This is a genomic window from Streptomyces lydicamycinicus (assembly GCF_000829715.2).
Lineage (GTDB): Bacteria > Actinomycetota > Actinomycetes > Streptomycetales > Streptomycetaceae > Streptomyces > Streptomyces lydicamycinicus.
Genome location: NZ_BBNO01000007.1, coordinates 775326 through 802123 on the forward strand (window position 1 = coordinate 775326; position 26798 = coordinate 802123).

Consider the following 26798-nt stretch of genomic DNA (forward strand, 5'->3'; position numbering starts at 1 on the left):
CCGAAGAAAGGTGACGCAAAACCTTCGCTTTGCCGTGCCATGACTTTTTCTTGACCAGCAATTGCCGGTAGCGTCCAGCCCTGGTCGGTTGTCCCGATCAGGGCCGCCCCAACGTCCGAGGCATCCCGCGCCGCAGACGTATCCGTGCCCGGGCCACACAGGCGGCCCGGGCCGGCCCAGCACGTCATCTGCTCGTCGGCTCCCCGTGAGCCATTGGATGTCACCGGAGGATGTATGACCTCTCGAATAGCTGCCGCCATCGCCACCTGCGCGCTGAGTCTCGGTGCCCTCGCCTCGGGCGCAGGCGTCGCCACAGCAGCCCTGCCGGCCCCCGTCGCCGCACCTGCCGGCGACGCGCCGTCGCTCCAGCCGGCGATCAACGCGCGCGCCGCGGCCGTGGACCGGTGCAGCTACCAGGTGGTCCGCTCCCACGACTCCCGCTACGTCTACTCCGTGAGCGGGGTCTTCGGCGGCGGCGCCCGCGAGCTGACGCCCCAGAAGGAGGACTACGTAAGGATCTCCGACGACTGGCGCAAGGTCGTCCAGGTCGACGCGTGCGCGGGCGGTGGGGGCCAGGCCCCCACCGCGCTCCGCGTCACGGGGAAGCTGGGCAACCCGGAGAACTACGATCCGTCCGTACCGCGGACCATTCACAGCAACGACCTCAAGCCCGCCGCCTCTTCGGTGATTCCGAAGGCGCCGGTGCTGACGTCCGTCGACCGCCTCGACCCGGCCACCGTCCGCGTCACCTGGAAGCCCGCGCAGGGCAACCCGGACCAGGTCATCCTGATGGAGCGCAAGCCCTTCTACTCCAGCGAGATCGGCGTGTGGCATCCCTACACGTTCCAACGGAACGTCCAGGCCGGCGCCACCTCGATGGACCGCAAGCTGGAGCGTCACCCCGACATTCCTCCCGCGGACCGCTCGCACTCCTACTGGATGCGCGTGGTCAACGGCGGCTTCGTCAGCGACCTTCGTGCTGAGAAGCCGGTCACGATCGAGCCGTAACCGCCTGCCGATGCGTGCCGCGCTCTGCACCACGGTGGTGCCGCGCGGCCTTGGCTGACCGTCTGTCAGGGCCGGTCCCCGCCAGGATCGGGAGGTGTTACGGGAACGCGTAGCCGAGCATGGACTCCCTGGTGTGGCCCTCGCAGACGGTCGAGCTGGAGACGAAGTGGTCTCCGTTGGAGAGCCGGCCTGGCCATGACTCTCCTGATGCGCTTGGCGTGGTGGTGAACCGGCCCGTCCCTTCACCGTACGGAGAGAGATCCTGGAGCGGCGGTCTTACGTTGTCTGCCCGCCCACGGCTGGCCCGGGCATACCGCGACGTCAGCGGGACGGTGTTCAGCGCACGAAGTCGATCTCCGGGAAATGGCGCGAGGGGCCGTCGAGCAGGCTCCTGTCCCGGTGGCGCAGATGCTTGTCGAAGAAGGCTGCGACGTAGGTGCGCTGGACCTCGATGGAGCGATTGGGGTCGATCGTGCCGAGCGCCTGCTGCATGACTTCCGGGGTGATCCCGAATGCGCCCGGCGCCTGGGGGAACAGGACCTGGTTGTCGACGAAGGAGTTGTGCCCGGAACCGCGCAGCTTCAGGTCGAGCCGCTCTCCGTGCAGGTGTTCCCAGAGCCGCGCCCAGCTCCCGTCGGTGTTGCGGTTGTGGTGCTCGGAACTGAACAGCATGTAGGGGCGGTCGAGCCGCTTGTATTCCGACGAGCCGAAGAGCTGGCCGTCCAGGTTCACGCCGGCGTCGATCCTGGAGTCCGCGTGCATGGCAGCGGCCACCGATCCTCCGCCGAGGGAAGCGCCGAACATCCCGACGTGTTTCGTGCTCGCGGCCTGGGTCAGCCCGTGGGGGAGCGGCTTGTGTTCCACATCCGGGTTGTGGCCGCGGGCGATCTCGGCCAGCTGGTCGATGACGAAGTGGGTGTCCGCCGCCCGGACGTCGATCAAGTCGCGCGATTTGGTGCCTGGCGGCAGCATGCTCACCTCATGTCGCCCGCCAGGGAACACCACATCGCTGGTGTCGTGGGTGTGGTCGATGGTGACGACCAAGTAGCCGCGGCTGGCCAGGTCCTGAACCAGTGCCGTGCCCGTCGCACGGTTCCCACGCCCGCCGGGCGAGTAGAGCAGCACCGGCAGCTTGCCGGCTTTGCGGTCAACCGGGGCGCCGGTGTGCCCGGCAGTGGTGGGCAGGGTAACCCCGCCCGGCAGCACCTGCTGGCTGTTGGGGAGAAGTGCGGCGGGATAGCGGGAGGTGTGTGTGGCCGGGTACCACAGCGAGACCATCAACTCGCGCTGCTGTCCGGGCACCCACGGATCCATGCGTTTCGAGTCGCGCAGGTGGAGATCGACCGTTCCGACGCGATGGCGCCCGGTCGGGGCGGGGAGAGTCAGCTGGCCCGGGGCCGGCGCCACCTTCAAGGACGCCGTCCGGCGCGGGTGTGGCGCCGCGTCCAAGCCCACCGCCTGGCCCGGGGCTTGCGCCGCGTCGTCCAAGGCCACCATCTGGCCCGGGGCTTGCGCCGCGTCGTCCAAGGCCGCCGCCGTGGTCGTGGGCGCACTGGCGGTCTTCTCGGCGGCGGTGGCCGGCGCGACCGCGGCGCCCAGGGCGAGGGTCAGTAGTCCTGTGGTGCCGGCGACCCGCGTGCGCAACCGGCTCTGGCGCCTTCGGGCGTGTTTCATGGGCAGCCCCCTCCATGGTGGTGATCGCCACGTGAACCGGCGATCGGCTGGCGATCATCGTATAGGCAATTTGCCATGGTCGTGCCAACCCCGCTGATTGTCCGGGGAGTTATGCCCATGGCGGTTGGTGAGATGGGCGCTGCTGACGCGTCCAGAAAATGCAGGGTGTGACTTCGTACCCCGTCCGTTGCCCGGCCGCTGTGGCCGGCCATTTCCCTGGACGTATCCGTGCTGGGAACGGTCTGTCGGCGCTCGTGGAGTATGCCACCGAGGTGAGCGGCGTCGGGTGCCGATACGGACACGTGCGGGACAAATACCCCGGTGCGGCCGGTGGTAGTTGTCAAAGCCTGACAACTTGGCAGCCTCAGGGAACCAGTCGCAACAGCAAAGGCCGATGTCAGTGAAGGGGCGACGTGCGCTGCTGTTTCGTTGCCTCGGCGCGGTGGCTGACGGCGCGCTGCCCCCGGTCAGAAGGTCTCTGCGGAAGATGGCCGATTCATGCCATCGCCGGACGGTCGCCATCGGATCCAGAATTCGCTGGCGTTGCTTACGTTTTCACTGAGCGTTTTTGTTACGCGCCAGTTCGTGATCGCTGAGCCTTGCCGGCAACCCCCTGCGGGTTTGCGTATTCCTTGAGAAGGGGCGGTTTCAGGGGCGGTCTTGGGTGGACCCGCGACTGTGTGTGACGCGGCGAATGCGGATGGGAAACCTTGCAGGCAATCGCCCTGTTCGGCAGGGGTGTTGGGAATTACGCCACGCCGGGGCCGCACCGGGGAGGCATAAGCGACCTCTCCCAAGGGCGAGTTGAGCGCAGTTCCGGCGAGCCGGTATACAAGGACCCAGCACGAACGGACTTGTGATTATCCTGTGCTCCCAGTATTCCTACTGGTCGAGTTGTCGCACGGCCATTCCCCACATGCCGAGAGGACGCTGTCCTGCACGCTGTTTACCGCGCGCCCCGTCCGCACCGCACCCGACGCCGTGCCGACATGCCTCTGCTCGGAGGCGTCCGCCCACCGATCGCCGCACTGCTCTGCACCCTGCTGGCAGTTGCCGCGTTCACCGCACTCGGTCTCGGTACCGTTCACGAACAGGATGTCCCCCAGGCCTTACGCGACGCGGAACGTCAGATCGCTGAGGATGCCGCCGACACGGTCGGGACCTCCATCAACGCCAGAGCCACGGCAGTGCGCCGCGCTGCGGCCTCGGGCGCACCCGCGGGCAGCAGCACTCCGGTGGCACTCCTGCGCTCCCTTCTCCCGTCCGGGCACCCTGCGGGAGGCGGTGCGCTGCTCGACCCGCGCACTGGCAGGCCGCTGGCGGCCAGTGGCGAGACGGTGCCGCTGACCGGGGTGGATGTGCCGGCGCTGGTGCGGACCGGTACCGCGAACATCGCGCCCCGGCTGGCCTTTTCGGGCCGTGGCGAACCGCGGCTGTTGCTCTTCGCCCGGGTGGCCGCCCCCGCTTCGGACGCCAAGCAGGACGAGAACCACGATCAGGCAGGAGACCTGAGGGAGGATCAGGGCGCGGAAGCACGCGAACTCCTGCTTGTCGTCTCGGAAAAGGTCGCTGCTCCAGCGGTGTACGGAGACGGACGCACCGGCCAACTGGCGGACCGGAACGGAAAGGTGCTTGCCACCGCCGCCACCACCGGCGCTGCCCTGGCACCCCGTACCGACCACCGTGCTCTGCCTGCCGCTGCGGCGAACGCCGCGAACGCCGGTCTCGCCACCGGCGACGTCTCGGGCAGCGAGCTCGGCGACGGTCACAAAGGGCTGCGCAGGGTCATGGGGTGGGCATCGGTCGCCGCGACGGACGGCAAGGACGACACCTCCGGCCTGGGGCTGACCGTTCTCACGGCCAGGGATGTGCCGCCGGCCAAGGAGGGAGCCGACCATACGTGGTTTGCCCTCGTGGCCGCGGGTGCGCTGGTGGTGATCACCGTGCTGGTCACCCTGGTGCTGTGGGGCAGCATGCAGCGTCCGCTGCTGCGGTTGCATCTGTCCGCTGCCCGGCTGGCCAGGGGTATCGGTGAAACGCCCAGTGACCGCGAGGAGTTGGCGCGGCCGGTGCCGGTTGCCGCGTTCGGCGAGCCCGGCAGGGCCGGCAGGGCGCTGGAGTCGATCCGCCGCCAACTGCTCGGCGAGACGGGACCGGAGCCCGTGCGGCCGGTGCGGCGCCGCCCCGGTGTCCGGGCGCTGGTCCTCGTCTGCGCACTCGTGATCGCCGCGTGGGGGATACCGCTGCTGTTCCTGCTCAACCGCGTACCGGCAGCCAAGGCCGTACCGGCAGCCGCCGTCGCCGACCAGCAGGCACGCACCGAGGCCGCCGCTGACCGGGTGCGGCGGTCCCTCGGCCGGAGCTGCACCGACCTTGCGACGGCGGCGTCAGCCCTCTCCGGTGCGCCACGCGAGCGGGCGGCGGAGGTACTGCGGCGCGAACGGGCCGACCACCCCACGTTCCGGTCGCTGTATGTGCTGGACCGCACCGGAGCCGTCGTGCTGCGGGTGGGCAGGCAGCCCCTGCGCACCCTCGCCCATGCGCCGACCGGCGACGGAATCACCCAGGTCAACACGTCGGGCCCGATCCCCGCGATCGCCGCCTACGCCCAGGTCCCGGCGGCCCGGAAGGCCAGGAACACCAAGGACGCCGCCCCGGCGGTCGTCGTCGCCGAGATCGGCGTGAACGCGCTGAACTCCCTGGTTGAGCGTCAGGGGCTCGGCAGTGTGTGGCTGACCGACAAGCGCCACAGAGTGCTCGCGGCGAGCGCCGGCTTCCAGGCCTTCCAGTCTCTTCCCCACCGGGGCCTCACCCGTCTGGCGGCCAGGACCGAGGCAGCACCTGGAAGCGCGGGCAGCCCGGCATCGGCCGTACTGCACACGGGGACGGCCCCGGGCGAGGGCCCGTCGGTCGCGGCCGCAGCGCCACTGGCGCAGAAGGGGCCCCTCGCCGGACTCGGTTGGCAAGTGGTCTCCGCCGAGCCTGCCGCAGCGCTCAAACTGGCGGCATTTCAGCTGCAAGCGCGCACCATGCTGGCCGGTCTGCTCGCCCTGTCCGTGGGCGTCGCATGCCTGAGCTGGCTGCACATCGTGGTGGTCAGGCCGCTGCGCGCCGTCACCCGATGCGCGGAGCGACTGGCCGGCGGTGACCGCCGCACCGTCCTGTACCCGGTTCACCACGACGAGTGCGGCTCGGTCACCCGCAGTCTGGAACTGCTCCGGCAGGCGCTGGTGGAGAGGGACCGCGGCGGCGGGCGAGCTTACGCGGCCTCTGTCCCTGCCCCATCGTTCCGAAGCGGCGGCCCGCCGCAGCAGTGAAGGACCAACTGACGTGCTTTTTCTCTATGTTGTGCTGCTGTTGAGCTGTGCCGTGCTGCTGGTCGCCGGCGTGCTGGAGCAGCGGCGCCATTACGCCGCGCTGGCGCAGGTCCCCACTCGGGTGCTGGTCAACGGCATTCGCGGCAAGAGCTCGATCACACGGCTGTGCGCGGGGGCGCTGCGCGGGGGTGGGCTGGTCACCGTGGCCAAGACCACCGGCACCGCTGCCCGGTTCATCCACCCGGATGCCACCGAGGAACCGGTGTACCGGAAGCTGGGCATCGCCAACGTCGTGGAGCAGATCGGCATCGTCCGGCGCGGGGCGGCCTACCGGCCGGACGCTCTGGTGATCGAGTGCATGGCGGTGACGCCTGCACTTCAGGAGATCAACCAGGAGAAGCTGATCCGTTCCACGATCGGCGTGCTGTGCAACGTTCGCGAGGATCATCTCGCCGAAATGGGACCGACGTTGGACGATGTGGCCCGCTCGTTGTCCCGGTCGATGCCGGTCGGCGGGGTCTGTGTCACCGCCGAGCGGGAGCGGCTGCACATTCTCCAGGAGGAGGCGGACAAGCGGAGGTGCCGCCTGATCGCGGTGGATCCGGAGTCGGTCACGGATGAGGAGCTGCGCGGGTTCAGTTGGTTCACTTTCAAGGAGAACGTCGCCATCGCGCTGACAGTGGCCGAACTGCTCGGTGTCGACCGGGCCACCGCACTGCGCGGTATGTGGGACGCGCCGCCGGACCCCGGTGTGCTCTCCGTCGAGCGCTATCGCACACCGGACGGCAAACGACTGCGCTTCGCCAATGTCTTCGCCGCCAACGATCCCGAGTCGACGCTGATGAACGTCCGTCAGCTGGAGGAACTCGGTGCGATCCGCCGTCCGCTGAACGTGGTCATCAACTGCCGCCCGGACCGGGTCGAACGCAACGGGCAGATGGGAGCGATCGTCCCCGACCTGGACCCGGAGACGGTCTTCCTCATCGGGCATCCGGCCAAGAGCGCCCGCGACGGCATCCCGTCGGGCTGGTCGGGTCGGGTGGTGGACCTGGGCGGCGACCGGCGCGACGCACAGGAGCTGACCCGCGCTGTCCTTGACGAACTGGGGCCGGATTCCTCGCTGGTGGCCGTCGGCAATATCCACGGCCAGGGAGAGCTGCTTCTGGAGCACCTCGGCAAGCTGCTCCCTGACGACGCCGACGAGCCGCTTCCGGTCGCGCACCCGCCCGAGCCGGAGCCGTACAGCTGGGTGGCCTCGCTGAACCGCGCCGTGCCCGGCCCGCATACCCCGAGCCCCGCCTCCGCCCATGCCGACGCCCTGTACCAGCCGACAAGGAACTCGCTGTGATCCCCGTCAACGTCACTCCGCAGACCATCGCGCTGGGGATAGCCCTCGGACTGGTCTTCTCACTGGTCTGCTATCTGACCACCAACCTCTCTCCCGGCGGCATGATCACCCCCGGCTGGCTGGCGCTGACCCTCGTCACCGATGTCGTCCGGGCCGCAATGGTGATCGGCGTCACCGCGCTCACCTTCCTCGCGACCAAGGTCCTTCAGCGCCATGTGATCCTTTACGGGAAGCGGCTGTTCGCCGCCGTGGTCCTGTCCGCGGTGCTGCTCCAGACCACGGTGCTGCTCGCGCTCCAGCACGAGTTCCCGCTCCTTTACACCGCCCAGACCCTGGGCTTCATCGTGCCCGGCCTCATCGCGTACCAGTTGGTCCGCCAACCGCTGGCCGCCACCGTGATCTCCACAACGGCGGTGACCCTCGGCACGTATGTGGTGCTCGTCGCCGGGCTGCTGCTGGGGGCGCTGCCCATCGGCTGATCTCGCCGTTCCGCCCGCGTCCGCCGCGCCCGTCCGCACGTCGAAGAGGTCATCATGGGCACCGTCCCCACCCCGCGCCGCCGGCCACCAAGGGCGAGCGCCCGGCCGCGCGACGCCCTACGGCGACGGCTTCCACGCCCGAGGTGACGCAGGGACCGCCGCCTGTGAAGCCTACGAACGATCCCGTTCCCCAGCCCGACGTCCCATGAGAGACCCCGCCATGGCTACGACCGCCCTCGCCCGGAACTCCGTCGACCGCCGTCGGCGCACCACCGGGTTCCGTCAACATCTCACCGCGGGCTGGGAGTTGCCCGCGCTTCTGCTGATCCTGGCCCTTGCCACGGTGCTCTACGCCTGGGGCATCGACCGGTCCGGGGTACAGCCGTACTACAGCGCGGCCGCGCGGTCGATGGCGGCGAACTGGCACGCCTTCGTCTTCGGCGGGCTCGACCCGAGCGGCTCGATCACCGTGGACAAGATCCCCGGTGCGCTGTGGCCGCAGGCCCTTTCCGTCAAGCTCTTCGGACCGTACAACTGGGCGGCGGTACTGCCGCAGGTACTGGAAGGCGTACTGGCCGTCTGGGCGCTGCACCGGATCGTCCGTGCCTGGGCCGGCCCACGGGCAGGGCTGCTCGCCGCGCTGGTACTCACGCTCACCCCGGTCACCGTCGTACTCGACCGGCACACGATCCCCGACACCCTGCTCGTCCTGCTGCTGGTCCTCGCCGCGGGATCGTTGCAGAAGGCCGTCTCCACCGGGAGGCTGCTGCCGCTGCTCCTCTGCGGGACATGGGTGGGGCTGGCCTTCCAGGCCAAGATGCTCCAGGCGTGGCTCGTCCTGCCGGTCTTCGCCGCCGTGTACCAGATGGCAGCGCCCGGCTCCCGGTGGAACCGGGCCTGGCGGCTGCTCCTCGCCGGGGCAACCGCACTCGTCGTCTCCTGTTCCTGGCTGCTGCTGGTGTGGGCGACCCCCGCACCGGACCGTCCCTACATCGACGCGACCACCAACAACAACCCCTTCACCCTGGTCTTCGGCTACAACGGGCTGAGCCGCTTCGGCCACGACCCGAACGCGCTGGGCGCCGTCGCCGGCACCGCGGCAAGCCGCACCACCGAGAACACGGGGTGGACCATGCTGGTCAACCAGAGCGTGGGCCCGCAGATCGCCTGGCTCCTGCCGCTCGCCGTACTGGCCTTGGCGCTGGGAGTGTGGTGGCGCGCCGGACAGCCGCGCACCGACGGGCCGCGGACGGGCTTCCTGCTCTGGGGCGGCTGGCTGGCGGTTCACGTCGTGGTCTTCAGTAACTCCAACGGCAACCACGGCTACTACACCGCCGTACTGGCCCCGGCCCTCGCCGCGCTGACCGGTGGCGGAGTCGCCCTCTTCTGGGCCGAGTACCGCGCCGGTGGCCGACGTCGAGCGGCGCTGCCCCTCGCCATCGGGCTCACGGCGCTGTGGGCCGTGGCAATCCAAGGCCGGCACATCGAATTCGCGCCCTGGCTGCTGCCGATGGTGCTGATGCTCGCTCTGTGCGGGACCGTCGGCCTGTGCACCCGCGGACCACGCACCACGCGACGGGCGGTGCACAGTGCCCTGGCAGCCTCCGTGGCGTCCATACTGCTCGCCCCGGCGGTCTGGGCCACCTCCTGCTTGAACCCGCGGTACGCCGGCTCAACGCTGTCGCCGCTGGCCGGACCGGTGGGACCCGACTACCGCGACCGGCCCCACCATCGGGTCACGTTCCGGCGGTACCCCTTGAGCCAGCCGTCCGCGCGTGACACCGCACTGCTGAACTACCTTTCCGCGCACCGTTCCGGGGAGAAGTACCTGCTCGCCACCCAAGCCGCCTACGGTGCCGAGCCGCTGCTGCGCGCCACCTCCCAACCCATACTGGTCATGGGCGGCTTCACCGGCCTGACCCCCTATCCGGCCACACGACACCTCAGTGACCTGGTCTCCACCCACCAACTGCGCTACGCCCTGCTGACCACGCGCCGCCCGCCCACACCGGCATCGTCCTGGGTGAAGAGGAACTGCACCCCCATCTCCCCAAGCGCCTACGGTCGAACCTCGGAGGGCAGCTTTACCCTCTACGACTGCGCTCGACGAGCCAACTGACCTGCGATGACCCGGCGCCCACTAGTTCGCCGCCTGTTCCTCCACACCTACAACCACCACCGCAGCCACACCGCACTCGCAGGCCAGCCACCCATCAGCCGCGTGAACAACGCTCCGGGGCAGCACACCTAGGCCGAATGCCGTGCGATGGCGTGCCGGGTGCGGCACGCTGAGCGACTCTGGCCGGGCTGGACACGAGCGGTCCGGGCTGGAGGAGCGAGGGCATGGATGTGAAGCAGGTCGGTGCGGACACGCAGGAGATCCGTATCGCCACCGCGATGACGGGAGGCGTGAGCCTCGCGATCTGGATGGGCGGTGTCGCCCGCGAGCTGAATCTGCTCCAGCAGGCGGCCTGGCGGCGGTACCCGGCGACCGACCACCCGTTCGAATCCGAGCTCGGAGTGCCGACGCGATGCGACGGCAGGGTGAGAGACCTCTATGTCCGCCTCCTCAATCTGCTCGACGTCACGGTCAGCATCGACATGCTGTCCGGAACGAGCGCAGGAGGAATCAACGGGGCACTGCTCGGGCTGGCACGGGCGAACTCGCTCGACCTGGGTGACCTGCGCGACTTCTGGCTGACATCCGGCTCCTTCGAGACCCTGCTGCGGGACCCGAAGGAGTCCAAGCCGCCCTCGCTGCTTCAGGGCGACGGCGTGCTGTTCAAGGACCTGCTGGCGGGGATCGGGCAGCTGAAGGCGGCGGATCGGCACTTCCAGGCGCCCGCCCTGCCCGACGGAAGCGCACGGAAGACCAAGCTCTTCATCACCACCACCCTGCTCACGGGGGAGACGAGCCGGTTCACCGACAGTCTGGGGACCCTGGTCCAGGACGTGGACCGGCGAGGTCTGTTCGTATTCGACGAGGAACAGCTCACGGGCCCCGACCGCAACGACCTGGTGGCCCTCGCGGCGCGTTGCAGTGCCTCCTATCCCGGCGCCTTCGAGCCCGCGTTCGTTCCGTACGAGAAAGAGATCCCCGCTTCCGGCGCCAAAGTCCCCAGGCACCCCGCGATGGGGAAGTTCGTGAACATCACCCGTGATCACTGGGTGGCCGACGGCGGCCTGCTCGCGAACCGCCCGATCGGCCCACTGCTGCAATCCATCTTCGACCGCCCGGCCGAACGCCAGGTCAGACGGGTGCTCCTGTACGTCGTCCCGTCCCCCGGCGAAACACCCGACCCGCGCGAAGCGCCTCAGGAGAAGGAATCCTTCGACGCCCCCTGGACCTTGGGTGAGGCGCTGCTCAAGGACCTCGGCGGCGTCCTCGGCCAGAGCATTCAGGCGGACCTGACAGCCCTGCGCCGCCACAACGAGCGGGTCGATTCGATCCGTGACACCCGGCTGCGGATGACGGAGATCGGCGTACGGTGCCGCTCCATCGGCCGCCTGCTCACCAAGGAGATGCTGACCGACTACCGCGCACGCGAGGCCGTCTGGCTCGTCCGGCCTGTCATCGCTTCACTCATGCGGGCCGTGACGACGATGCCGAAGGAACGGATGCCGAAGGCCTGGCTCAAGGCGCTCGAACCGGGGCTCAGCGCGGAGCAGGTCTGCCGGGACGCGGCCGCGGCGGCGGTCTCCGCCGAGTGGATCCATCCCCGGCCGGGAGACAGCGCCCGGCTGGCCAAGTTCGGGCGACCCGCATTCGACGGTGCCAAGGCCACGGTCCTGGCGATGCTGCAAGCGGCGTACATCAGCAGGCCGGACGCCTGGACCCAACTGTCGGCACTGACCCGCCGGACACACGAAGCCTTCGTCACCAAGGCGCGGCCGGACACAGACGCTCTCGTCGACGAGACGCTGAGGGCTCTTGAGGGGACCGGCTGGCCCGCTCTCCCCGAGGTGGCCAAGACCGTTGCCCAAAAGTACGAAGCACAGCTGAGGGCACCTGCCAATCCCTCCGAGGGATCGCTCCAGGACGGCTGGGAAAAGCTGGCGGCGATCGTGGGCGACCTGCGCTTGCTCATCGGCGACGACGACGGCGCGCCGCCGGCCACGGAGCGTCCCTTCGGACGGAAGACGGCAGTGGAGCGACAGCGGAGCGCCTCGCGGGAGCTCAGGTGCTACCTGCAATTCCTCCGCGAAGACCTCGGAGCCGTCCCGACCTATCTGCTCGACCTGCACGTCGCTACGCGTTCCGTGCTGCCCGTCGACGTGGAGGTGGAGCAGCCTGTCGAGCTCATCCAGGTGAGCGCGGACACCCGCAGTATTCTCGCCCCGAATCGGGTCACGGCGGCCGCCAAGCTCAACGGAATGCAGCTGCATCACTTCGGGGCCTTCTACAAGCCCTCGTGGCGGGCGAACGACTGGACCTGGGGCCGACTGGACGGCGCCGGCTGGCTCGTCCACATGCTGCTCGATCCTCGGCGTGTCCAACAGCTCGCCGAAAAGTCACCCGCCCCGCAAGGGGAACGGAGCCTCTGGTTCTACGAGGAACTGCGCCTGAACGTGCTCGATGGCATGGAGCCGGCGGGCTGGCCGGTGCAGAGGTCGGGCGAGCCCGCGATCCTGCTCACCGCCGACAGGGTCCGGGATGAGCTGAAGTATCTCGACGACCCTGCCCAGCCCGTACCGGCCGGCCTCCCGTTGACCTCCCTGTGGGTGGCACTGCGCTGGCAGGAGTGGATCGCCGCGAATGAACTGCCGGTCGTGGCACAGCAGATGCTCAGTACGCCCGCCACCCGGCACGACCCATGGGCCAGAAAGGTGCTCGATGAGGCCGGGAGCCTGGACAGAGCGCTGGCGGCGGCTCAGGCAGCCACCTCGGCCGCCGTGAGCCGCAACTGGAGCCGGCAGCAGCGGAAGCTGATCGACTCCGCGCGCGAGCCCGGTGCGGCAGTAGAGCCCGTGAACGCGCAGGCGGTGGCCGCGACCCTCGCCACCTGCCCGGTCCCGGACGAAACACTCGCCAAGGAGCTGGGCCAACCACTCTTCACACGCACGGTCACCAAGGCCCTGGCCACGGCGACCGGCGCCCTCACCGGATTCAAGGAGCCACCGGCGTCGGTCAAACCCTTCTTCTCGTCCGCCCGCACCGTCACGATGATGTCCTACCGGGCGGCCGGCCTCACCAGCGGCTCGCCCCGGGTGCTGACGGTCCTCGGGCTGGTCTTCATGGCCTTGGCGATCTGGGCGATGAACGGGGGCGGCGCCCTCCTGGGTCTCACCGCGGTGGTACTCCTGGCCATCGGATCCTTGCTCATCGCTCTGGCCGCCTGGGGCCTGAGCAGACGGCTGCTACCGGCCTTCCTGACCCTGATACTGGTCGCCCTGATCGTGATCGGTGCGACAGTCAAAAGGCAATGGCTGTTCGGGAAGAAGGCCGAGGAGCCCCCTTGCTGCGGCGCCGAGCCCAAGGCCGACGTCGGCTGGGTCGGAAGGAATGTGCTCCCCTGGCTACAGGAGTCTCCATGGCATCCCCTGATCATCTTCGCCGGGCTGGTCGTGCTGAGCGTGCTGATCAGCGGTGCGATCGGCAAACTGGCGAAGATCGTCCGGCGACGGCGGACGGAACGATGACGAAGTCCCTCGTCAGGCACCGCGCCGGCAGACACCGCACGGGAGCGGTGGCCTGAACAGCAAGTTCACCGCGCCAGACGGCCACGTCACATGTCCGGAGCATCGGGCATCCGAATGACTCACCACACGGAGCCGGGCCCACAGGAACTCACTGGGCCCGGCTCTCTGTGGATCACAGCGAGGTGGCAGCGCCTCGGTTGTGGATGGATCGGTACGTCGCTGTACCACCGACATCCGCCACGACCGCCGGACAGGCCGCGCATGCTGCCGCACCCCGCTGCGAGAACCAGCGGCAGTCACGGCGGATACCGCAGGTCGGGAGCGATCGGTCCTCGTCCGCCGTCGCCAGCCGGAGGCGGGCTCGCTCGGCCTCGTCCGGTTCGTCCAGAAGATGGTCGATGACGTCACAGGCGCTGCCTGTCCACTGAGGGCAGCCGCCCTCAGCACACGGCCCGGTGAACCGGTAACGGCTCTCCGGTCTGCCGGATGCTTCCAGCCGGTCGGCGAACTTCTGGTCGACGGACACCGGCACAGGGAGATAGGCCAGTCGCCCGGCATCAGTCATCACACCGAGCAGGGAGACACCAGGCGTACACGAGGCACTCGGACAGGCTCGCGGTGAGCCGGAGCAAGGCCCCGCCCCGCCCGCCCCACCGTGACTCATCGGTCGATCCCAGCCTCCGAGAAGGCGAACTCCTGGAGCTCCTCGATCACGCCGTCAATCGGCCTGCCGTACCAGCGGATCCTCGGGTCCAGGCGCACCCCCACGGCATCGCGCGGCACGAGGCCGCCCAGCGCCAGCGCGCCGGCCTGGGCGATCGCCCGGCTGACCTGTTCCTGCTGCTCCTCAGTGAGGTCCACGCCGGTGACGACGAACTTGAACTCATTCTTGCTGTTGGTCTTCATGACACTCCTTCACGGCAGAAGGTGAGAGCGGCCCGGGGGATCGGCTACTGCTTGAGGATGACCGGCGGCTTGCGCGGATCCTTCGGGTCCGGCGGGCCGGCACCGACCGAGTACGTGATCAACGCCGGCGGTGCGATCGGCGCACCACCAGGTAGCTCCTGGCGAACGACGATGCTGAGGTCGTCGCCGGAGGATTGAGGTCCAGAGGTGGGTGGTCCAGAAGTGGGTGGTGAGTTCAGGGGCAGACCGGCCCTCCCGTCGTCAGACCGCTCGCCAGTGTTTCTGTCGCGCTCGAACCGGAGGGTTTCTGCACCGGGGCACGCGGCGACGATCACCCGGCTGGCGCACTCATTGCCACTCGGAGAACGGAGCGTCGAGTGAGCCCCCTGCTCTGGGGCCCTTCGGCCCCCACACCGCGCCGAACAGCCCCTGCACCGGTCACCGTCCGCGTGTGCACTCTGGTGGTGACCGGCTGGTGCAAGGCCGGTGGCCGCACGTCGTCGGCGAGATCCGGGAGAAACCGCCATGACCACCACGCCACTTCTCAGTGTTCTTCCCGCCGACGGGCGCGAACGCCTGATGCAGTTCGCCCAGGAGGTGTCGTTTCCGGCAGGTACGCGGCTCTTCGAGGAACACGGGTCCGCCGACCGGTTCTGGATCATCCGCACCGGTTCGGTGAATCTCGACATCCAGGTAGCGGGCGGGCGGTCGGTGGTTGTCGACATGCTGGGCCACGGTGACCTGGTGGGCTGGTCATGGGTGGTGCCGCCGTATACCTGGCGTATGGGAGCGGAGGCATTCACCCCCCTCCGGGCGTACGAATTCGATGCGACGGCGGTACGTGCACTCTGTGAGGCGGACCCGGACCTCGGCCTCGCAGTGACCCGTAGCGTCCTCGGTGTGGTCGCACGCCGTCTTCAGGCCACACGGCTTCGTCTCGCCGATATGTGCGGGCCCGGAGCAAGCAGCATGCCGGCACCCTCGTGAAGGCAGCCAGGCGACGCTCTCCGTACATGCCCGGGACACGGAGTGCTTCGACGGCTGCTGCAAGGAGAGCCGAGCGACCCACCCGTCCCACTCCATCCGGCCCTGCTCCCCGACGGCTGACGCTGCAACGATGACGTAGCGGGCACTTCTTCGCTGATCTGGGAAGGCGGTGGGGACGATGGTGCGCCCCCTGGTCGTCGGCGTCGACGGATCGGATGCGAGTTTCCTGGCGCTCGACTGGGCCGTGGACGAGGCTGCCCGCCACGCACTGCCGCTGCGTCTGGTGTATGCCTCCCGGTGGGAGCGTTACGAGGACACGGCGCTCGGGCTGAGCCTGAAGCGTCCTGCCGGGGAAGTACTCGCCGACAACATCGTCGGGGCCGCGGTCGAACGCGCCAACCTGCGCAACGCGGACGTCAATGTCTCCACACAGGTCCTGGGGGACGACCCGGAGTCCGTGTTGCTGCGTGAATCCGACCATGTGTCCGCGGTGATCGTCGGCTCGCGCGGTCGCGGCGCGTTCACCGGCCTGTTGCTGGGATCGGTCGGACTGGCAGTCGCAGGCCGGGCCCATTGCCCCGTGATCGTCGTACGCGGAGACAAGGCGGGGCTCGCAGGGACGCATGAGCGCGTCCTGCTTGGCGTCGGCGACTCGGCCAAAGGCTCGGAAGCCGTCCGATTCGCCTTCCAGGAAGCAGCAGCCCGTGGCTGCGCCCTCGATGCCGTCCGCGCCTGGCGCTGTCCCGCGCACGAGAGCACCGACCACCCGCTGCTGCCCGGGGATCCGGAGCGCTACCACGAGGGCCGGGCATCGGCCGTGCTGGACGAGGCGCTGGAGGAGACGGCCGGTGAGTTTCCGACGGTGCGGGTACGGCGCGTCACGGTTGAGGGCCCGGCCCACAAGGTGCTGCTGCAGCGCTCCGCCGCCGCGGATCTGCTGGTGATCGGAGCACACCGCCGTGACAGCCATCTGGGGCTCCAACTGGGGCGTGTGGCGCACACCGCTCTGCACCACGCGGAGTGCCCCGTAGCGGTCGTGCCTCAGCCGGCGTGAACGCAGTCAGACGGTCCAAGGGGTCGTCACGGGCCGGGACCTGACCGTACGCGGGCTTGCGGCGCAGGCCAGTGCGGCCACTCCGGTCGGTGACGGGATGACGGGATGACGGACTATGAAAACTCGCGCGTCCGACCGGCGTCAGTCCTCAACTCCTCGTCCTCATGAGGTGGTTGCCCTTGGTGCATGCGAGCCCATGACGCGAATGCGCCGGCCGGTGATCCGCGTCGGGTGGATGGCGATCCATTGGTGACGGCCGTCGCCCACCCAAGGGCAGGTGTGCGCATGCTCCTCCAGACGGCGGGACGGTGTCAGCGGCGGTCGTGGCTCGCCCAGGGGTTGCGGCTGCGGTCATGGGGCGGCGGGCCCGTTCAGGACGACCTTGAGCGCGCCGCTGTCGGCCGGGGTGGAGAAGACGTCGTAGGCCTCTTCCATATGCTCAAGGGGGAACGTGTGGGTAACCAGCGACGACAGGTCGAGCCGTCCCGCTGACGCCATCCGCAGCAGCACCGGGGTCGTGCAGGTGTCCACGAGCCCGGTGGTGATGGTCACGTCCTTGATCCACAGATCTTCGAGGTGCAGCGTTGCCGGCTTTCCATGGACGCCGATGTTGGCGATGTGTCCGCCAGGGCGTACGACGCGGGTGCACAGCTCGAAGCTCTCCGGCACCCCTACCGCCTCGATGGCGACATCGGCACCGAACCCGTCGGTGAGGTCCGAAATCAGGTCTTCGGGGCCCTCCGAGGCCTTGACGATTGCGTCCGCTCCGAGCTGACGAGCCGCCTGTAGACGGGGCTCGGCCAGGTCGACGGCGATGATCCGGGCGGGGGAGAGGAGCCGCGCCGTGATGATGGCAGCCAGCCCGATGGGCCCCGCACCGATCACGGCGACGGTGTCGCCCGGCCGGACGGCCCCGTTCAAGACCCCCACCTCATAAGCCGTGGGGAAGATGTCGGCCAGCATGACCGCGTCGTTGCTCGCCACGGAATGCGGCAGGGGATGGACGGACAGGTCGGCGAAGGGAACGCGTACGTATTCGGCCTGGGCCCCGTCGATCAGGTGCCCGAGCACCCAGCCGCCGCCTCCCAGGCACTGGCCGTACCGCGCTTCCTTGCAGAAGCGGCAGCGGCCGCAGGCGCAGATGCACGAGACCAGCACCCGGTCGCCCGGCCGGACGGTCCGTACGTCACCGCCGACCTCCACGACCTCGCCGACGGCCTCGTGCCCCAGCACCGTGCCCGTTGCCACGTCGGGCACATCGCCTTTGAGGATGTGCAGGTCCGTGCCGCAGATCGTGACGGCGTCGACGCGGACGACGGCGTCGGCGGCGTCCTTGATGCCAGGATCCGGGACCTGGTCCCAGGAGGACTGTCCGGGCCCGTGATAGACGAGTGCCTTCATGATGCGCATCTCCCTGCACGAGGAAGGTGAGTTGCCTTCATGGCCAGCCTCGGGCTGAGTGCGTAGGCGGCACATGGGCCGGTCGGCCCCGACGCGGGGTGCATCGGCCCCAACAACACTCCACGGTGCCTCCCCACGGGGCGTGCTGTGCCATGGGATCAGTCGTGAGGGACGATCGCTACCGGACACGGGGCGTGGTGCACGGCTGCCTGTACGACGTGGCCGATGCGAGGGGGCAACAGGCGGCCGCGGTGCCGACGGCCGACCATCAGCAATTCCGCGTTCGCGGTGCCGTGCAGAAGTGCCGGCGCCGGACTCTCCAATATCACCTGCTCGTCGACGTGCACGTCCGGAAACTTCGCCCTCCACGGGCGCAATGCCGCAGCCAACTCGTCTCGTGCGATCTGAGCCGATTCCTCGGCAGCAGTCCGGTCCACTCCGCCGCCGCGGTTGTAGGCGTACGCAGACAGATGTCTGCCGTGCACGGCGCGCAGCGCGACGGCCCGCCGGGAGGCGGTTTCGAAGGCGAAGGCCAGCAGGCCGTCGCAGGCGGCGTGCAGACTGACGCCGACCGTTACATTGCCGCTTCCGATACTGGGCGGGGTGTCCGGCTGGGCACGGACAAGAATCGTCGGGATGGCGGTGCGGGTCACCAGCTCCAGACCGATCTCTCCCAGGGTGAAGCGTGCGGCGGCGCCCAGGCCTCGCGAGCCGAGAACCAGCAGGTCCGACTGTTCAGCCGCCTTGGCCAGGGCGTCCAACGGGTCTCCGCGGACCAAGCTCACGTCCACCGGAAGGTCCGGGTGGGACGATGCCACCGCTGCCTGAGCCTCCTCGGTGATCCGGTGCGGCCAGTGGTCCTCTTCCGCTTCCGTGGGCGGCGCGCCGGTTGGCTCCCGGCCGAGCAGGATCCAGGCGTGCAGAAGCCGCAGCCGCGCCTTGCGCAACTCCGCCTCCCGCGCCGCCCACAGCGCGGCGGACAGGGACTGGAGGGTGCCGTCCAGACCGACCGTGATGAGGTCCTTCATGAGCGTGCTGCGCTCCCTTCGGCCGAGCCGGCGACGATGGCCGGCTTCAGGTCTTCGGAGACCGAGACGACGCCGTCGACGCCGGCGCACATGCGGACAAGAACGGGGGTCAGGAGAGGATCGTCCACGGAGCCGTGCAGTGCCACCTTCCCCTGGACGACGTCGGCGGCCACGCCTGCCGCGCCGAGACGGGCAGTGCGCCCGATGATCTCCCGAGAGATCTCCTCCTGGATCGCCTTGTCCTGGCGGAGGAAGACGCGCAGCAGATCGCTGCGGCTGACGATGCCCAACAGCACGTCCGTCTCATCGACCACGGGCAGACGCTTCACGTTCTGTGCCTCCATCAGCCGTGCCGCCTCCACCACGGTCCATTCCGGATGAGCGCAGACGGCCGGAGCGGACATGAGCTCGCCGGCGGTGCGCCCCTCGGCCCGGGCCCGCTCCCACGCCTCAAGGTGGGGCAATGGTGTCCTGCCGGAGAGATCGGGCTGGTCAGCCGCCTTCCGCAGCAGGTCGGCCTCGGAGACGATCCCAGCCGGCCTGCCGAGGCTGTCGAGTACCGGCACGGCACTCACCGCGTTGTCCGCGAGGATCTGCGCGATGTCCTTGAACGGCGTATCGAGCTCAACGCTCACGACCTGCCTCGTCATGAGCTCACCTATCGTGCGGTGCTCCATCTCCGGCTCCCTTCACCGTGGCGGACCACGCATCGCTCCACTTCTTCAGCGTGGCCGGAGCAGGGGCCGTCCCGGCATGAGCCACTCGGCCCCATCGGCCCGCCGGCAGGCCCGAAAGGCCCGAGTGGCCTGAGGCAAGGGACCTATGGCCCCTGACACGACCAGATCGGCCCCGCAAGGCTGAAGGAGCCCACCGATCCACCGTCCGCCCCGTCCTGGAGGCCCCGGTGTTCACCCAGACCCTCGACGACACGCTGGTGAAGACCCTCGTCGCCGACGCCGTCATGGCGCCGTCCATGCACAACGCCCAGCCCTGGCACTTCAGCTACGCCCGCGGCAGCCGTACGTTCACCCTCTCCGCCGACCTAGAGCGCGCGATGCCGCACGCCGACCCCACGACCCGAGCCCTGCACCTGGGCTGCGGCGCCGCGCTGCTGAACCTGCGAGTGGCCGCATCTCACGCCGGGCATCGCACCTCAACGACCCTCCTCCCCGACCCGCACGCCCCGGCGTGCCTGGCCGCCGTGCGGCTGGACGACCCTCATGAGCACATGGACGAGTCCCTCCCCGGCCTCCATCCCGCCCTCCGCAACCGCCACACCAGTCGCTCCCCCTTCACGGAACGCCAGATCCCGGAGAACATCCGCGCCACTCTCGCCGAGACCGCGGCCCGAGAAGGGGCACAGCTGAGCTTCCTCACCACCCCGCACCGCGAGACCGTGCTCGACCTGATCATGCATGCCGAGGGCTACAACCGGATGGACGACGGCCGCGATGCCGAACAGCGCCGCTGGACCCACGACACCGCGGCCGAACCAGCGGTCGACGACGGCATCCCGGACTACGCCTTCGGACCCCGCAAGCGCACCGGCTCGGCCCCTCTCAGGGACTTCGCCGGCCGGGGCACCGTGCCCGACCGCGCCTACGCCGACTTCGAGGAACGCCCCCAACTGGCAGCGCTCAGCACCGTGGGCGACACCCCGGCCGACTGGCTACGCGCCGGTCAGGCGTTGGAGCGGGTCCTGCTCCTGGCCACCCTCCAAGGGCTCGCCAGCTCCTTCGCGACGCAGCCCGTCGAATGGCCGGATCTGCGATGGATCCTGCGCGACCCGCAGTCCGGCACCGGTTATGTGCACATGATCCTGCGCCTGGGGTACGGCCCAATGGGCCCCAGGACCCCGCGACGCTCGGTGGATCAGGTGTTGACGATCAAACCGTGATGCTTGCCGGACGGGTTCAGCACGTCGATTGCCATGCTCCGGGTCACACGACAGCGATCTCCCGTCCGCCGCCGGGGCGGTCCCGCTCCACACCTGACCCCGCCGCAATCTCCGGCTTGCCTGCGCCTGCGCCTGCCGCCTGAGCGGAAGGACCCCACTACCAGTACCTCGTCCGCTAGCCGAACAGCTGGCTGATGCCGCCTCGGCCATCTGCTCCGCTCCACATCATGGCCCCCACCCAAAAGGGGAACCAACGCGCCTGCTCCGGCAGCAGTGGAGCGGCCATTAACCAGACGAGCGGCAGGACAGCGAACGTCAGGCAGCAACACAAGCCACGTTTGCCAGAAGCGGACGAGTCTCGCGAATCCGTAGTCATCTCGTGAAAGTAAGCGGTGCCTACGACGCGCGCATGAGTACCCGTACTTACGGCGGTCACTTGCGGTAGCTCTGGGAGGTCCTCCGTGGTCGGATCTGCGGCCGTGGCCGGCCGGTGACGCCGCAAGCCTCCGCCGTCACACCGCTCCATCGATTCATCGCCGCTTTGCTCGCCGCTGCCCTTCGCCCGCGGTCCTTCCTCGCCCCGCAACCGGCCGCGGTGCCGACGGGAGCGGCACCCGGTCGGCCCGGCGGTGCCGGCGCTCCGTATGCTCGCGGCGCGGGGAACCGGAAGCTGACCACCTTCGGAGGCGAACGACCATGTCGGAACAGCGTGTTGTCCTGGTGACGGGCGGGGGAACGGGAATCGGGGCCGCCACCGCCCGGCTGCTGCGCACGGCCGGGCACCAAGTCGTGATCTCCGGGCGGCGGCCCGAGCCACTGCGCCGGGTGGCCGAGGAGACCGGAGCGCTGGCCCACCCTTCCGACGCCGCCGACCCCGAGGCCGTGCGCGAGCTCGTGGAGACGACGGTGACGGCGTACGGGAGACTCGACGGTGTGGTGCTCAACGCCGGAATCGGGCGGGGTGGCGCGGTCGGCGACACCGCGGTCGAGGACTGGGAAGAGCTGCTACGGACCAACCTCACCGGCCCGTTCCTGCTGCTGCGTGCCGCGCTGCCGCATCTGCTGGCGGCCCGTGGCGCGGTGGTCGGGGTCGCCTCGGTCGCCGCGCTCCGCAACAGCGTCGGCAACGCCGCCTATGCGACGTCCAAGGCGGGTTTCCTCCACCTCTGCCGCTCCCTCGCCGTGGACTACGGGCCGCAGGGGCTGCGGGCCAACGCGGTGTGCCCGGGCTGGGTGCGTACGGAGATGGCCGACCAGCGGATGGCGCGGTTCGCGGCGGAGGCGGGGCTCGCGGGCGGTGCCGAGGCGGCATACGAGGAGGCGAACCGGCTGACTCCCGCCGGACGGCCGGGCGATCCGGAGGAGGTCGCCGAGGCGATCGACTGGTTGCTGTCGCCGGCCGCGTCCTACGTCAACGGGGCCGTCCTCACCGTCGACGGCGGAGTGACCACGGTCGGCGTCGGCGGTGCCGCCTTCGACTACCGGATCGAGGCGCGCACCCCGCGCCTGTAACGGACTATCGGACAGGCCTGGTGACCTGTCCGGCTGCGCATCCGGTCACGGAACGCGTGCTCCCTGCCGACATGGGGCTGACATGGGGCGGAAGGCCGTGCCGCTGTTGAGAAGCAGGGCGCGGCCGGGCGCGCGACCAGAGGAGCCTTGTCCGCATTCCGACGCTGTCCCGCTGCGTTATCGCTCCTGCGCGCTTTGTAAGGTTCATGTCCATGGCGATGTGGAACCCATTAGCGGCCGTGGTCCAGCCGCAGCCTTCAGCGGCCTGGCAAGCGCCGACCGAGAACGAGCGAAAGCTTTACGAGGCAAAGGCGCGCGGTGACTGGGTTGGATACTTCGATGTGCTCGCCGACTGCGACCTCTTCATCTCGATGTCCCGGTGGGAGGCCGACGGGCCTGACACGGGTCCACCGATGTCCTATTGGAGCCCGGTCGTCGGCCGGTGGTGCGAAGTCGTCCTGACCGAAGGCGTCCTGCCGGCCCCCGCGCCCGATCCGGTGTTCGGCCTCATCTCCCTGGGCGACTTCGCCGAATCGTGGGGCAACGATGAACGGTGGCTGGCAGTCAACCCGGGCACTCCGTGTGAGGCGTACTTCCCGCCCAATCCGGGGTTGTGGAAGGCACATGCGGACCGGGGGAAGGGGTCGGACGTGCAGCGTGGCACTCTGCGAACCCTGTGGGTGGGCGCCCCGCTCCAGGGACCCGTCGCCCACGGGCTTGGGTGCGGGGCGCTGATGAACGTCGCCAACGGTGCCCTGTGGAACGCCATGGGCACCCATGGCAACGGCTACTTCCTGGAGCGCAAAAGTCTGGAACAGTGGTGGGGAGTGACCGACCGAAGCAGCTGGCAAGGTGCACTGGACGGCCTCCTCAAAGGCAGGGGTGTCAGAGGCCCGTGGGAGTTCGTACTGGAGGTTCGCAGCTCCCTGTCCCAGCAGTTCGGGGGCCAGGTCGATCCGGCACTGTGGCGGGAGACGGCTGAAAAGGCGTTGCTCCACAGTGCTGCCGAAAGAGGCGGTACCGTCTCCGACGCCGAGGTCGCCGGGGTGAAGCAACTGATCGGCCGTATCACGCGCTACGAAGGCCGTTTTCGCGCGGACGGCATCCTTACCGCCAACGGTCGCGTGCGGTCCGCGCTGGCGTGGGACTACGGACGGGCTTCCTGCATGGCCCGCTGGGGAGTCGGCGCCCGCTTCACGGATATCCCGGAGGCTGAACAAGCCGTATTGCACGTCTCACGTCTGAGCAAGATGACCTACAACTCCTGGGAGGAATTCGCGGCCGGCTACATCCTCGGGCGCTGCCTGCACTTCGACGACGAGCAATTCGGGCACTGGTACACGCAGATGCTCCACGCCCATCAAGTGCTGGCCACCCGCGCCGAAAGCCCCTGGCGGGCCATCTCCTGGGCCTGACACGTGTAGGGCCACCCCCCGCAACCCCCTCGATCCACGCGGCGCTCGGGCACGGCGCCGACTCCGACTTCGGCGCCCGCTGCGTAGGTATCTCGAAGACTGTGCACCACTTGGTTCGAGTGCCTGGGCTGTGGTCGCATGGTGGCGATGCTCTCCAACGAATCTTCCGCAGACTCCAAGGCGCGGGTACCCGCGAGCCGTGCTCCCCAGGACGGCCCGGTCTCGAACAACCGGGGCCCGGATGTGCCGTCGGCCCAGGGCGGCGAAGAGCCGGACGCCTCGTCGCCCCAGGGCAACACCGCCGGCCCCGACTCCGTTACAGGCACCGGCACCGGCAGCGCCACCGCCGCTGACTCAGCTGCTGCCGCAACCGCAGCCGACGCAGGCACTGACAACACGGTCACCGGCGACCAGAAGAAGCACCCGCGGGCCGCGCGCAAGCCGCGGCGGATCGTGCGGAGAACTGCGAAGGTGGTCGTCGCGCTGGCCGTCGTTCTTGCGTTTCTTGCGCTCGGGGACCGGTGGGCCGTGCTCTACGCGGAGAACCTGGCGGCGCAGCAGGTGCAGAAGGCGCTGAAGCTGCGCGCCGAGCCCGAGGTGCACATCGACAGCTTCCCGTTGATCGGGGAGGTGCTCGCGGGCAACATCGACCATGTCGAGGTCGACGTCCCCGATGTCGACGCCGGGCCGGTCTCCGTCGCTCAGGTGAAGGGGACGGTGGACGACATCCGGATCGTCGGCAGCCTGCCGTCCTCGGTCAAGGGTGCGGTGCTGAGCCGGGTGCGCGGTGACATCCTGCTGGATTTCAAGGACCTGAACCGCGAAGTCGGCGCGTCACAGATCCACTTGATGCCCGGCCCTGAGAAGAACACAGTGCTGGCCGGCGGCGACGTGCCGGTGGGCGACAAGCAGGCCCAGATCCGGGGGCGCGCACAGTTGCAGCGCACCGGGGACCGTGGCCTGCGCATGACCGTGCGAGACACGCGCGTGGTGGTGCCCGGCCTGCTCACGTACGTACCGGGCAAGGGCGGTGGCTTGCAGCTGACTGCACCCGTCGCCGACAAGATGGACAAGGGCGAGCTGCAACAGGCGACCGGGAAGCGCGTCCTTCCGCAGCAGATGATGAAGGGCGGTGTGCTGGACACACTCGTGGACCATCCTTCGCTGCTCAAGCCCACCGGCATCGATCCCTCGCTCATCCAGGGCCTACAGAAGCTCCGGGAGCCGAAGGTCGCGCAGAAGATGGAGTTCTCCGCTCAGCTGCCGGACAACCTGCCGGGCGACATCCGGCTGCGCGACATCTCCGTGACCAAGAACGGTATTCGGGCGCATCTGACCGGCAAGGACGTACCGGTGGGCTAGCGGGCTCGTGCATGGTTGGCGGTAAGGCGTCGAGTTCCTGATCGTCGGCCATGGTCGTGTGGTGGGGAACGCGTCTCGTGCAGCGATCATCAGCGACCGGAGGATCAGGGGGCTGTCGGCTAGCGTGATCGCACCCACCGCGGGTGCGGACCGTCCGGTCGATGGCGAGGGCAACGCGACAATCAGTGCCCTCGCCCAACCCTGGTCATAGGCTCGCTATCTGCCGTCGCCGGATGGCTGGGGCAGCGACGCGGGTACGCGGGTGAGGTGGAAATAGAAGTCCGTGGGGGTTTCCTTCTTGTCCATCACACACAACAGGACGTTGTCGGTGAGCCGGCGGAAATGGTCGATGATGGGCAGCTGGTCGTAGACCATCGCGGTGGACTGCTTGCCGCGGTAGATGACCTCGCGCAACGTTGCGAGGCCCATCTCCTCGTACGAGAAGACCGTCCCGTCCTCGTCGCGGCACAGCAGCGGCTCCACGTGATCGGCGTCGACGAACCGCTTGCCGTACCACCGCATCTTCGTCAGCAGCGCGGCGTTCTCGCTGGTGTGCTCGAACCCGCCACCCTGCCAGGTGCCGAGGAGGAGATCGGTGTCGACCGGTTCGAGCCGGTCGAAGAGCTCTGCCAGCTTCGCGTTGTCGCACTGCCCTCCGGACGCGATGACGTCCAGGACTTCCTGCTCGATGCTCATGTCCGGGGCCTCCCTTGATTGGGGGACGAACGGTGTGTGGCGGGCCTGCGCGGCGCTGCCCGGTCCGCCCGGCAGGGATGAGGTGGTGGCCCGGCCGGGTCGTACGGGGTCGAAACGGTGGTACATCCGCGCATGCCAGAGCGCCACCCGCTCCAGTGCCACCGCGGAACCGTACCCGGCCGCGGTGAGCGGAGCCAGTGCCCGCCGGCAGTTTTCGAGCCCTGCCTCGGCGCGCTGGTACGTCTCCTGCTCGGTCAGGCCGATGGCGAGTGCGTCGGTCTTCCCTTCGGTCTGTTCCCGTTGGTGGCCGCGCAGGTCGTTGAGCAGACGGATGGCGGTCGCGGCCTCGCGCAGCGCGCCGAGCAGCACGGGAAGGCGCCGGGGCAGACCTGGCTCGTCCATGAGGGCCCACAGGGCGGTGACCTGTTGTTCGACGCCGATGGTCCAGGCGCCGTGCCGAAGATAGTCCGCCAGCCGGGGCACGCCGCCACCAGCCGCCGCTGTCCGGGCCGTCTCGCGTTCGTACTGCATGCCGATGAGCGTCTGATGCATGCTTTTCCGCCAGACGGCGAGGAGTTCGGGCCGGCCGTCGCGGTGCAGACCCCGGGCGATCTCCGCCAGAGCGCGCGCCATGGGATCGTCGCTGTCGCTGCCGCCGTCGCTGCCGTGCCCCGCGAGGACCCGGTGCCAGGCCCGGACGCGGGTCGGGGTCTCATCCGGGCCCGCGGAGTCCGCTGTATCCGGTGCGTCCGCTGCATCCGGTGCGTCCAGGACATTGTCGACCGCCATCAGCCAGACCGTGAGCCGGGACATCTGGTAGCAGGTCTCCGGCGGCAGCCAAGGGGTGAAGAACGCAGTCTGAAGACACATCAGGGGAACCAGTGCGGTGTCCACGGGCAGCCCGCGCTCTTTGAGCCAGATCTCCAGTCGCGGCATGCTCTGCAATGCGGCGGAGCATGTGTCCGCTATGGAGACGATCTCCCGGGGAGGGTGGCTGTGCGGTCGCGAAGAGTCCACACCGTCAGGCTACGTCCCGTGCTCATGCGTGTTCCGGCGCTCCGTTGCTTTTCGGCA

General features: G+C 69.1%; 19 protein-coding genes. 12 read left to right on the plus strand and 7 right to left on the minus strand.

Features of this window, described 5'->3' with window-relative positions; all coding sequences use genetic code 11:
- Positions 1 to 234 precede the first annotated feature (234 nt).
- Positions 235 to 1008, plus strand: a complete 774-nt coding sequence (locus TU31_RS25885) for a hypothetical protein (RefSeq protein WP_042158692.1) — start codon at positions 235 to 237, stop codon at positions 1006 to 1008.
- A 336-nt stretch (positions 1009 to 1344) separates the two neighbouring features.
- On the opposite strand, the gene TU31_RS25890 is transcribed toward TU31_RS25885, so the two are convergent.
- Positions 1345 to 2682 (minus strand): alpha/beta hydrolase family protein, encoded by a 1338-nt coding sequence (locus tag TU31_RS25890; RefSeq protein ID WP_245698711.1) that lies wholly within the window; start codon positions 2680 to 2682, stop codon positions 1345 to 1347.
- 989 nt (positions 2683 to 3671) lie between these two features.
- On the opposite strand from TU31_RS25890, the gene TU31_RS25895 reads away from it, so the two are divergent.
- From TU31_RS25895 to TU31_RS25915, 5 genes are all read left to right on the plus strand, one after another.
- The gene (locus TU31_RS25895; RefSeq protein WP_042158695.1) at positions 3672 to 5999 is read left to right on the plus strand and encodes a cache domain-containing protein; all 2328 of its coding nucleotides are present in this window, start codon (positions 3672 to 3674) and stop codon (positions 5997 to 5999) included.
- Positions 6000 to 6012: 13 nt separating this feature from the next.
- On the plus strand, positions 6013 to 7347 hold the full coding sequence (pgsB, locus tag TU31_RS25900) for a poly-gamma-glutamate synthase PgsB (RefSeq protein WP_042158697.1): 1335 nt from the start codon (positions 6013 to 6015) through the stop codon (positions 7345 to 7347).
- The gene (locus tag TU31_RS25905) at positions 7344 to 7826 is read left to right on the plus strand and encodes a poly-gamma-glutamate biosynthesis protein PgsC/CapC (protein ID WP_042158699.1); all 483 of its coding nucleotides are present in this window, start codon (positions 7344 to 7346) and stop codon (positions 7824 to 7826) included. Before pgsB ends, TU31_RS25905 begins: the two co-directional genes overlap by 4 nt.
- A 220-nt stretch (positions 7827 to 8046) precedes the next feature.
- Positions 8047 to 9945 (plus strand): ArnT family glycosyltransferase, encoded by a 1899-nt coding sequence (locus TU31_RS25910; RefSeq protein ID WP_042158702.1) that lies wholly within the window; start codon positions 8047 to 8049, stop codon positions 9943 to 9945.
- A gap of 224 nt (positions 9946 to 10169) precedes the next feature.
- Positions 10170 to 13466: a patatin-like protein gene (locus TU31_RS25915; RefSeq protein WP_052719047.1), complete on the plus strand. Its 3297-nt coding sequence runs from the start codon at positions 10170 to 10172 to the stop codon at positions 13464 to 13466.
- Positions 13467 to 13638: 172 nt separating this feature from the next.
- Here TU31_RS25915 and TU31_RS25920 read toward each other — a convergent pair whose 3' ends face one another.
- Together TU31_RS25920 and TU31_RS25925 are read right to left on the minus strand one after the other, a co-directional pair.
- A complete protein-coding gene (locus TU31_RS25920) occupies positions 13639 to 14031 on the minus strand; it encodes a hypothetical protein (RefSeq protein WP_158894661.1) in 393 nt (130 codons plus the stop codon).
- 95 nt (positions 14032 to 14126) lie between these two features.
- Entirely contained in the window at positions 14127 to 14372 is a 246-nt protein-coding gene (locus TU31_RS25925; protein ID WP_042158706.1) for a hypothetical protein, read from the minus strand.
- A 525-nt stretch (positions 14373 to 14897) separates the two neighbouring features.
- Here TU31_RS25925 and TU31_RS25930 point away from each other — a divergent pair.
- Both TU31_RS25930 and TU31_RS25935 read left to right on the plus strand, forming a co-directional pair.
- Complete coding sequence (locus TU31_RS25930) at positions 14898 to 15359, plus strand: Crp/Fnr family transcriptional regulator (protein ID WP_042158710.1); 462 nt, start codon at positions 14898 to 14900, stop codon at positions 15357 to 15359.
- 178 nt (positions 15360 to 15537) lie between these two features.
- Positions 15538 to 16413, plus strand: a complete 876-nt coding sequence (locus tag TU31_RS25935) for a universal stress protein (RefSeq protein ID WP_107070745.1) — start codon at positions 15538 to 15540, stop codon at positions 16411 to 16413.
- Positions 16414 to 16764: 351 nt separating this feature from the next.
- Here TU31_RS25935 and TU31_RS25940 read toward each other — a convergent pair whose 3' ends face one another.
- From TU31_RS25940 to TU31_RS25950, 3 genes are all read right to left on the minus strand, one after another.
- On the minus strand, positions 16765 to 17814 hold the full coding sequence (locus TU31_RS25940; RefSeq protein WP_042158963.1) for a zinc-dependent alcohol dehydrogenase family protein: 1050 nt from the start codon (positions 17812 to 17814) through the stop codon (positions 16765 to 16767).
- Between the two features lie 158 nt (positions 17815 to 17972).
- A complete protein-coding gene (locus TU31_RS25945) occupies positions 17973 to 18842 on the minus strand; it encodes a universal stress protein (protein WP_042158716.1) in 870 nt (289 codons plus the stop codon).
- Positions 18839 to 19519, minus strand: a complete 681-nt coding sequence (locus TU31_RS25950) for a CBS domain-containing protein (protein ID WP_042158719.1) — start codon at positions 19517 to 19519, stop codon at positions 18839 to 18841. The genes TU31_RS25945 and TU31_RS25950 overlap by 4 nt, the downstream gene beginning before the upstream one ends.
- Before the next feature lie 227 nt (positions 19520 to 19746).
- Between TU31_RS25950 and TU31_RS25955 the strand changes: the two genes are divergently transcribed.
- The 4 genes from TU31_RS25955 to TU31_RS25970 all read left to right on the plus strand — a co-directional run bounded on the left by TU31_RS25955 (position 19747) and on the right by TU31_RS25970 (position 25028).
- Positions 19747 to 20739, plus strand: a complete 993-nt coding sequence (locus tag TU31_RS25955) for an Acg family FMN-binding oxidoreductase (protein WP_370682764.1) — start codon at positions 19747 to 19749, stop codon at positions 20737 to 20739.
- A gap of 696 nt (positions 20740 to 21435) precedes the next feature.
- The gene (locus tag TU31_RS25960; RefSeq protein WP_042158721.1) at positions 21436 to 22251 is read left to right on the plus strand and encodes an SDR family NAD(P)-dependent oxidoreductase; all 816 of its coding nucleotides are present in this window, start codon (positions 21436 to 21438) and stop codon (positions 22249 to 22251) included.
- 212 nt (positions 22252 to 22463) lie between these two features.
- The gene (locus TU31_RS25965) at positions 22464 to 23666 is read left to right on the plus strand and encodes a DUF1266 domain-containing protein (protein ID WP_245698714.1); all 1203 of its coding nucleotides are present in this window, start codon (positions 22464 to 22466) and stop codon (positions 23664 to 23666) included.
- 138 nt (positions 23667 to 23804) lie between these two features.
- On the plus strand, positions 23805 to 25028 hold the full coding sequence (locus TU31_RS25970; RefSeq protein ID WP_245698716.1) for an LmeA family phospholipid-binding protein: 1224 nt from the start codon (positions 23805 to 23807) through the stop codon (positions 25026 to 25028).
- A 216-nt stretch (positions 25029 to 25244) separates the two neighbouring features.
- Here TU31_RS25970 and TU31_RS37180 read toward each other — a convergent pair whose 3' ends face one another.
- The gene (locus TU31_RS37180; protein WP_245698720.1) at positions 25245 to 26741 is read right to left on the minus strand and encodes a DUF4334 domain-containing protein; all 1497 of its coding nucleotides are present in this window, start codon (positions 26739 to 26741) and stop codon (positions 25245 to 25247) included.
- Positions 26742 to 26798 lie beyond the last annotated feature (57 nt).

What these genes read in the sequence shown, in the direction of transcription:
- TU31_RS25960 (WP_042158721.1), top strand. Translation starts at nt 21,436, where the DNA reads ATGTCGGAACAGCGTGTTGTCCTGGTGACGGGCGGGGGAACGGGAATC.
- TU31_RS25925 (WP_042158706.1), bottom strand. Translation starts at nt 14,372, where the DNA reads ATGAAGACCAACAGCAAGAATGAGTTCAAGTTCGTCGTCACCGGCGTG.
- TU31_RS25890 (WP_245698711.1), bottom strand. Translation starts at nt 2,682, where the DNA reads ATGAAACACGCCCGAAGGCGCCAGAGCCGGTTGCGCACGCGGGTCGCC.
- TU31_RS25935 (WP_107070745.1), top strand. Translation starts at nt 15,538, where the DNA reads ATGGTGCGCCCCCTGGTCGTCGGCGTCGACGGATCGGATGCGAGTTTC.
- TU31_RS25950 (WP_042158719.1), bottom strand. Translation starts at nt 19,519, where the DNA reads ATGGAGCACCGCACGATAGGTGAGCTCATGACGAGGCAGGTCGTGAGC.
- TU31_RS25945 (WP_042158716.1), bottom strand. Translation starts at nt 18,842, where the DNA reads ATGAAGGACCTCATCACGGTCGGTCTGGACGGCACCCTCCAGTCCCTG.
- TU31_RS25910 (WP_042158702.1), top strand. Translation starts at nt 8,047, where the DNA reads ATGGCTACGACCGCCCTCGCCCGGAACTCCGTCGACCGCCGTCGGCGC.
- TU31_RS25885 (WP_042158692.1), top strand. Translation starts at nt 235, where the DNA reads ATGACCTCTCGAATAGCTGCCGCCATCGCCACCTGCGCGCTGAGTCTC.
- TU31_RS25895 (WP_042158695.1), top strand. Translation starts at nt 3,672, where the DNA reads ATGCCTCTGCTCGGAGGCGTCCGCCCACCGATCGCCGCACTGCTCTGC.
- TU31_RS25920 (WP_158894661.1), bottom strand. Translation starts at nt 14,031, where the DNA reads ATGACTGATGCCGGGCGACTGGCCTATCTCCCTGTGCCGGTGTCCGTC.
- TU31_RS25940 (WP_042158963.1), bottom strand. Translation starts at nt 17,814, where the DNA reads ATGAAGGCACTCGTCTATCACGGGCCCGGACAGTCCTCCTGGGACCAG.
- TU31_RS25930 (WP_042158710.1), top strand. Translation starts at nt 14,898, where the DNA reads ATGACCACCACGCCACTTCTCAGTGTTCTTCCCGCCGACGGGCGCGAA.
- TU31_RS25965 (WP_245698714.1), top strand. Translation starts at nt 22,464, where the DNA reads ATGGCGATGTGGAACCCATTAGCGGCCGTGGTCCAGCCGCAGCCTTCA.
- TU31_RS25915 (WP_052719047.1), top strand. Translation starts at nt 10,170, where the DNA reads ATGGATGTGAAGCAGGTCGGTGCGGACACGCAGGAGATCCGTATCGCC.
- TU31_RS25970 (WP_245698716.1), top strand. Translation starts at nt 23,805, where the DNA reads ATGGTGGCGATGCTCTCCAACGAATCTTCCGCAGACTCCAAGGCGCGG.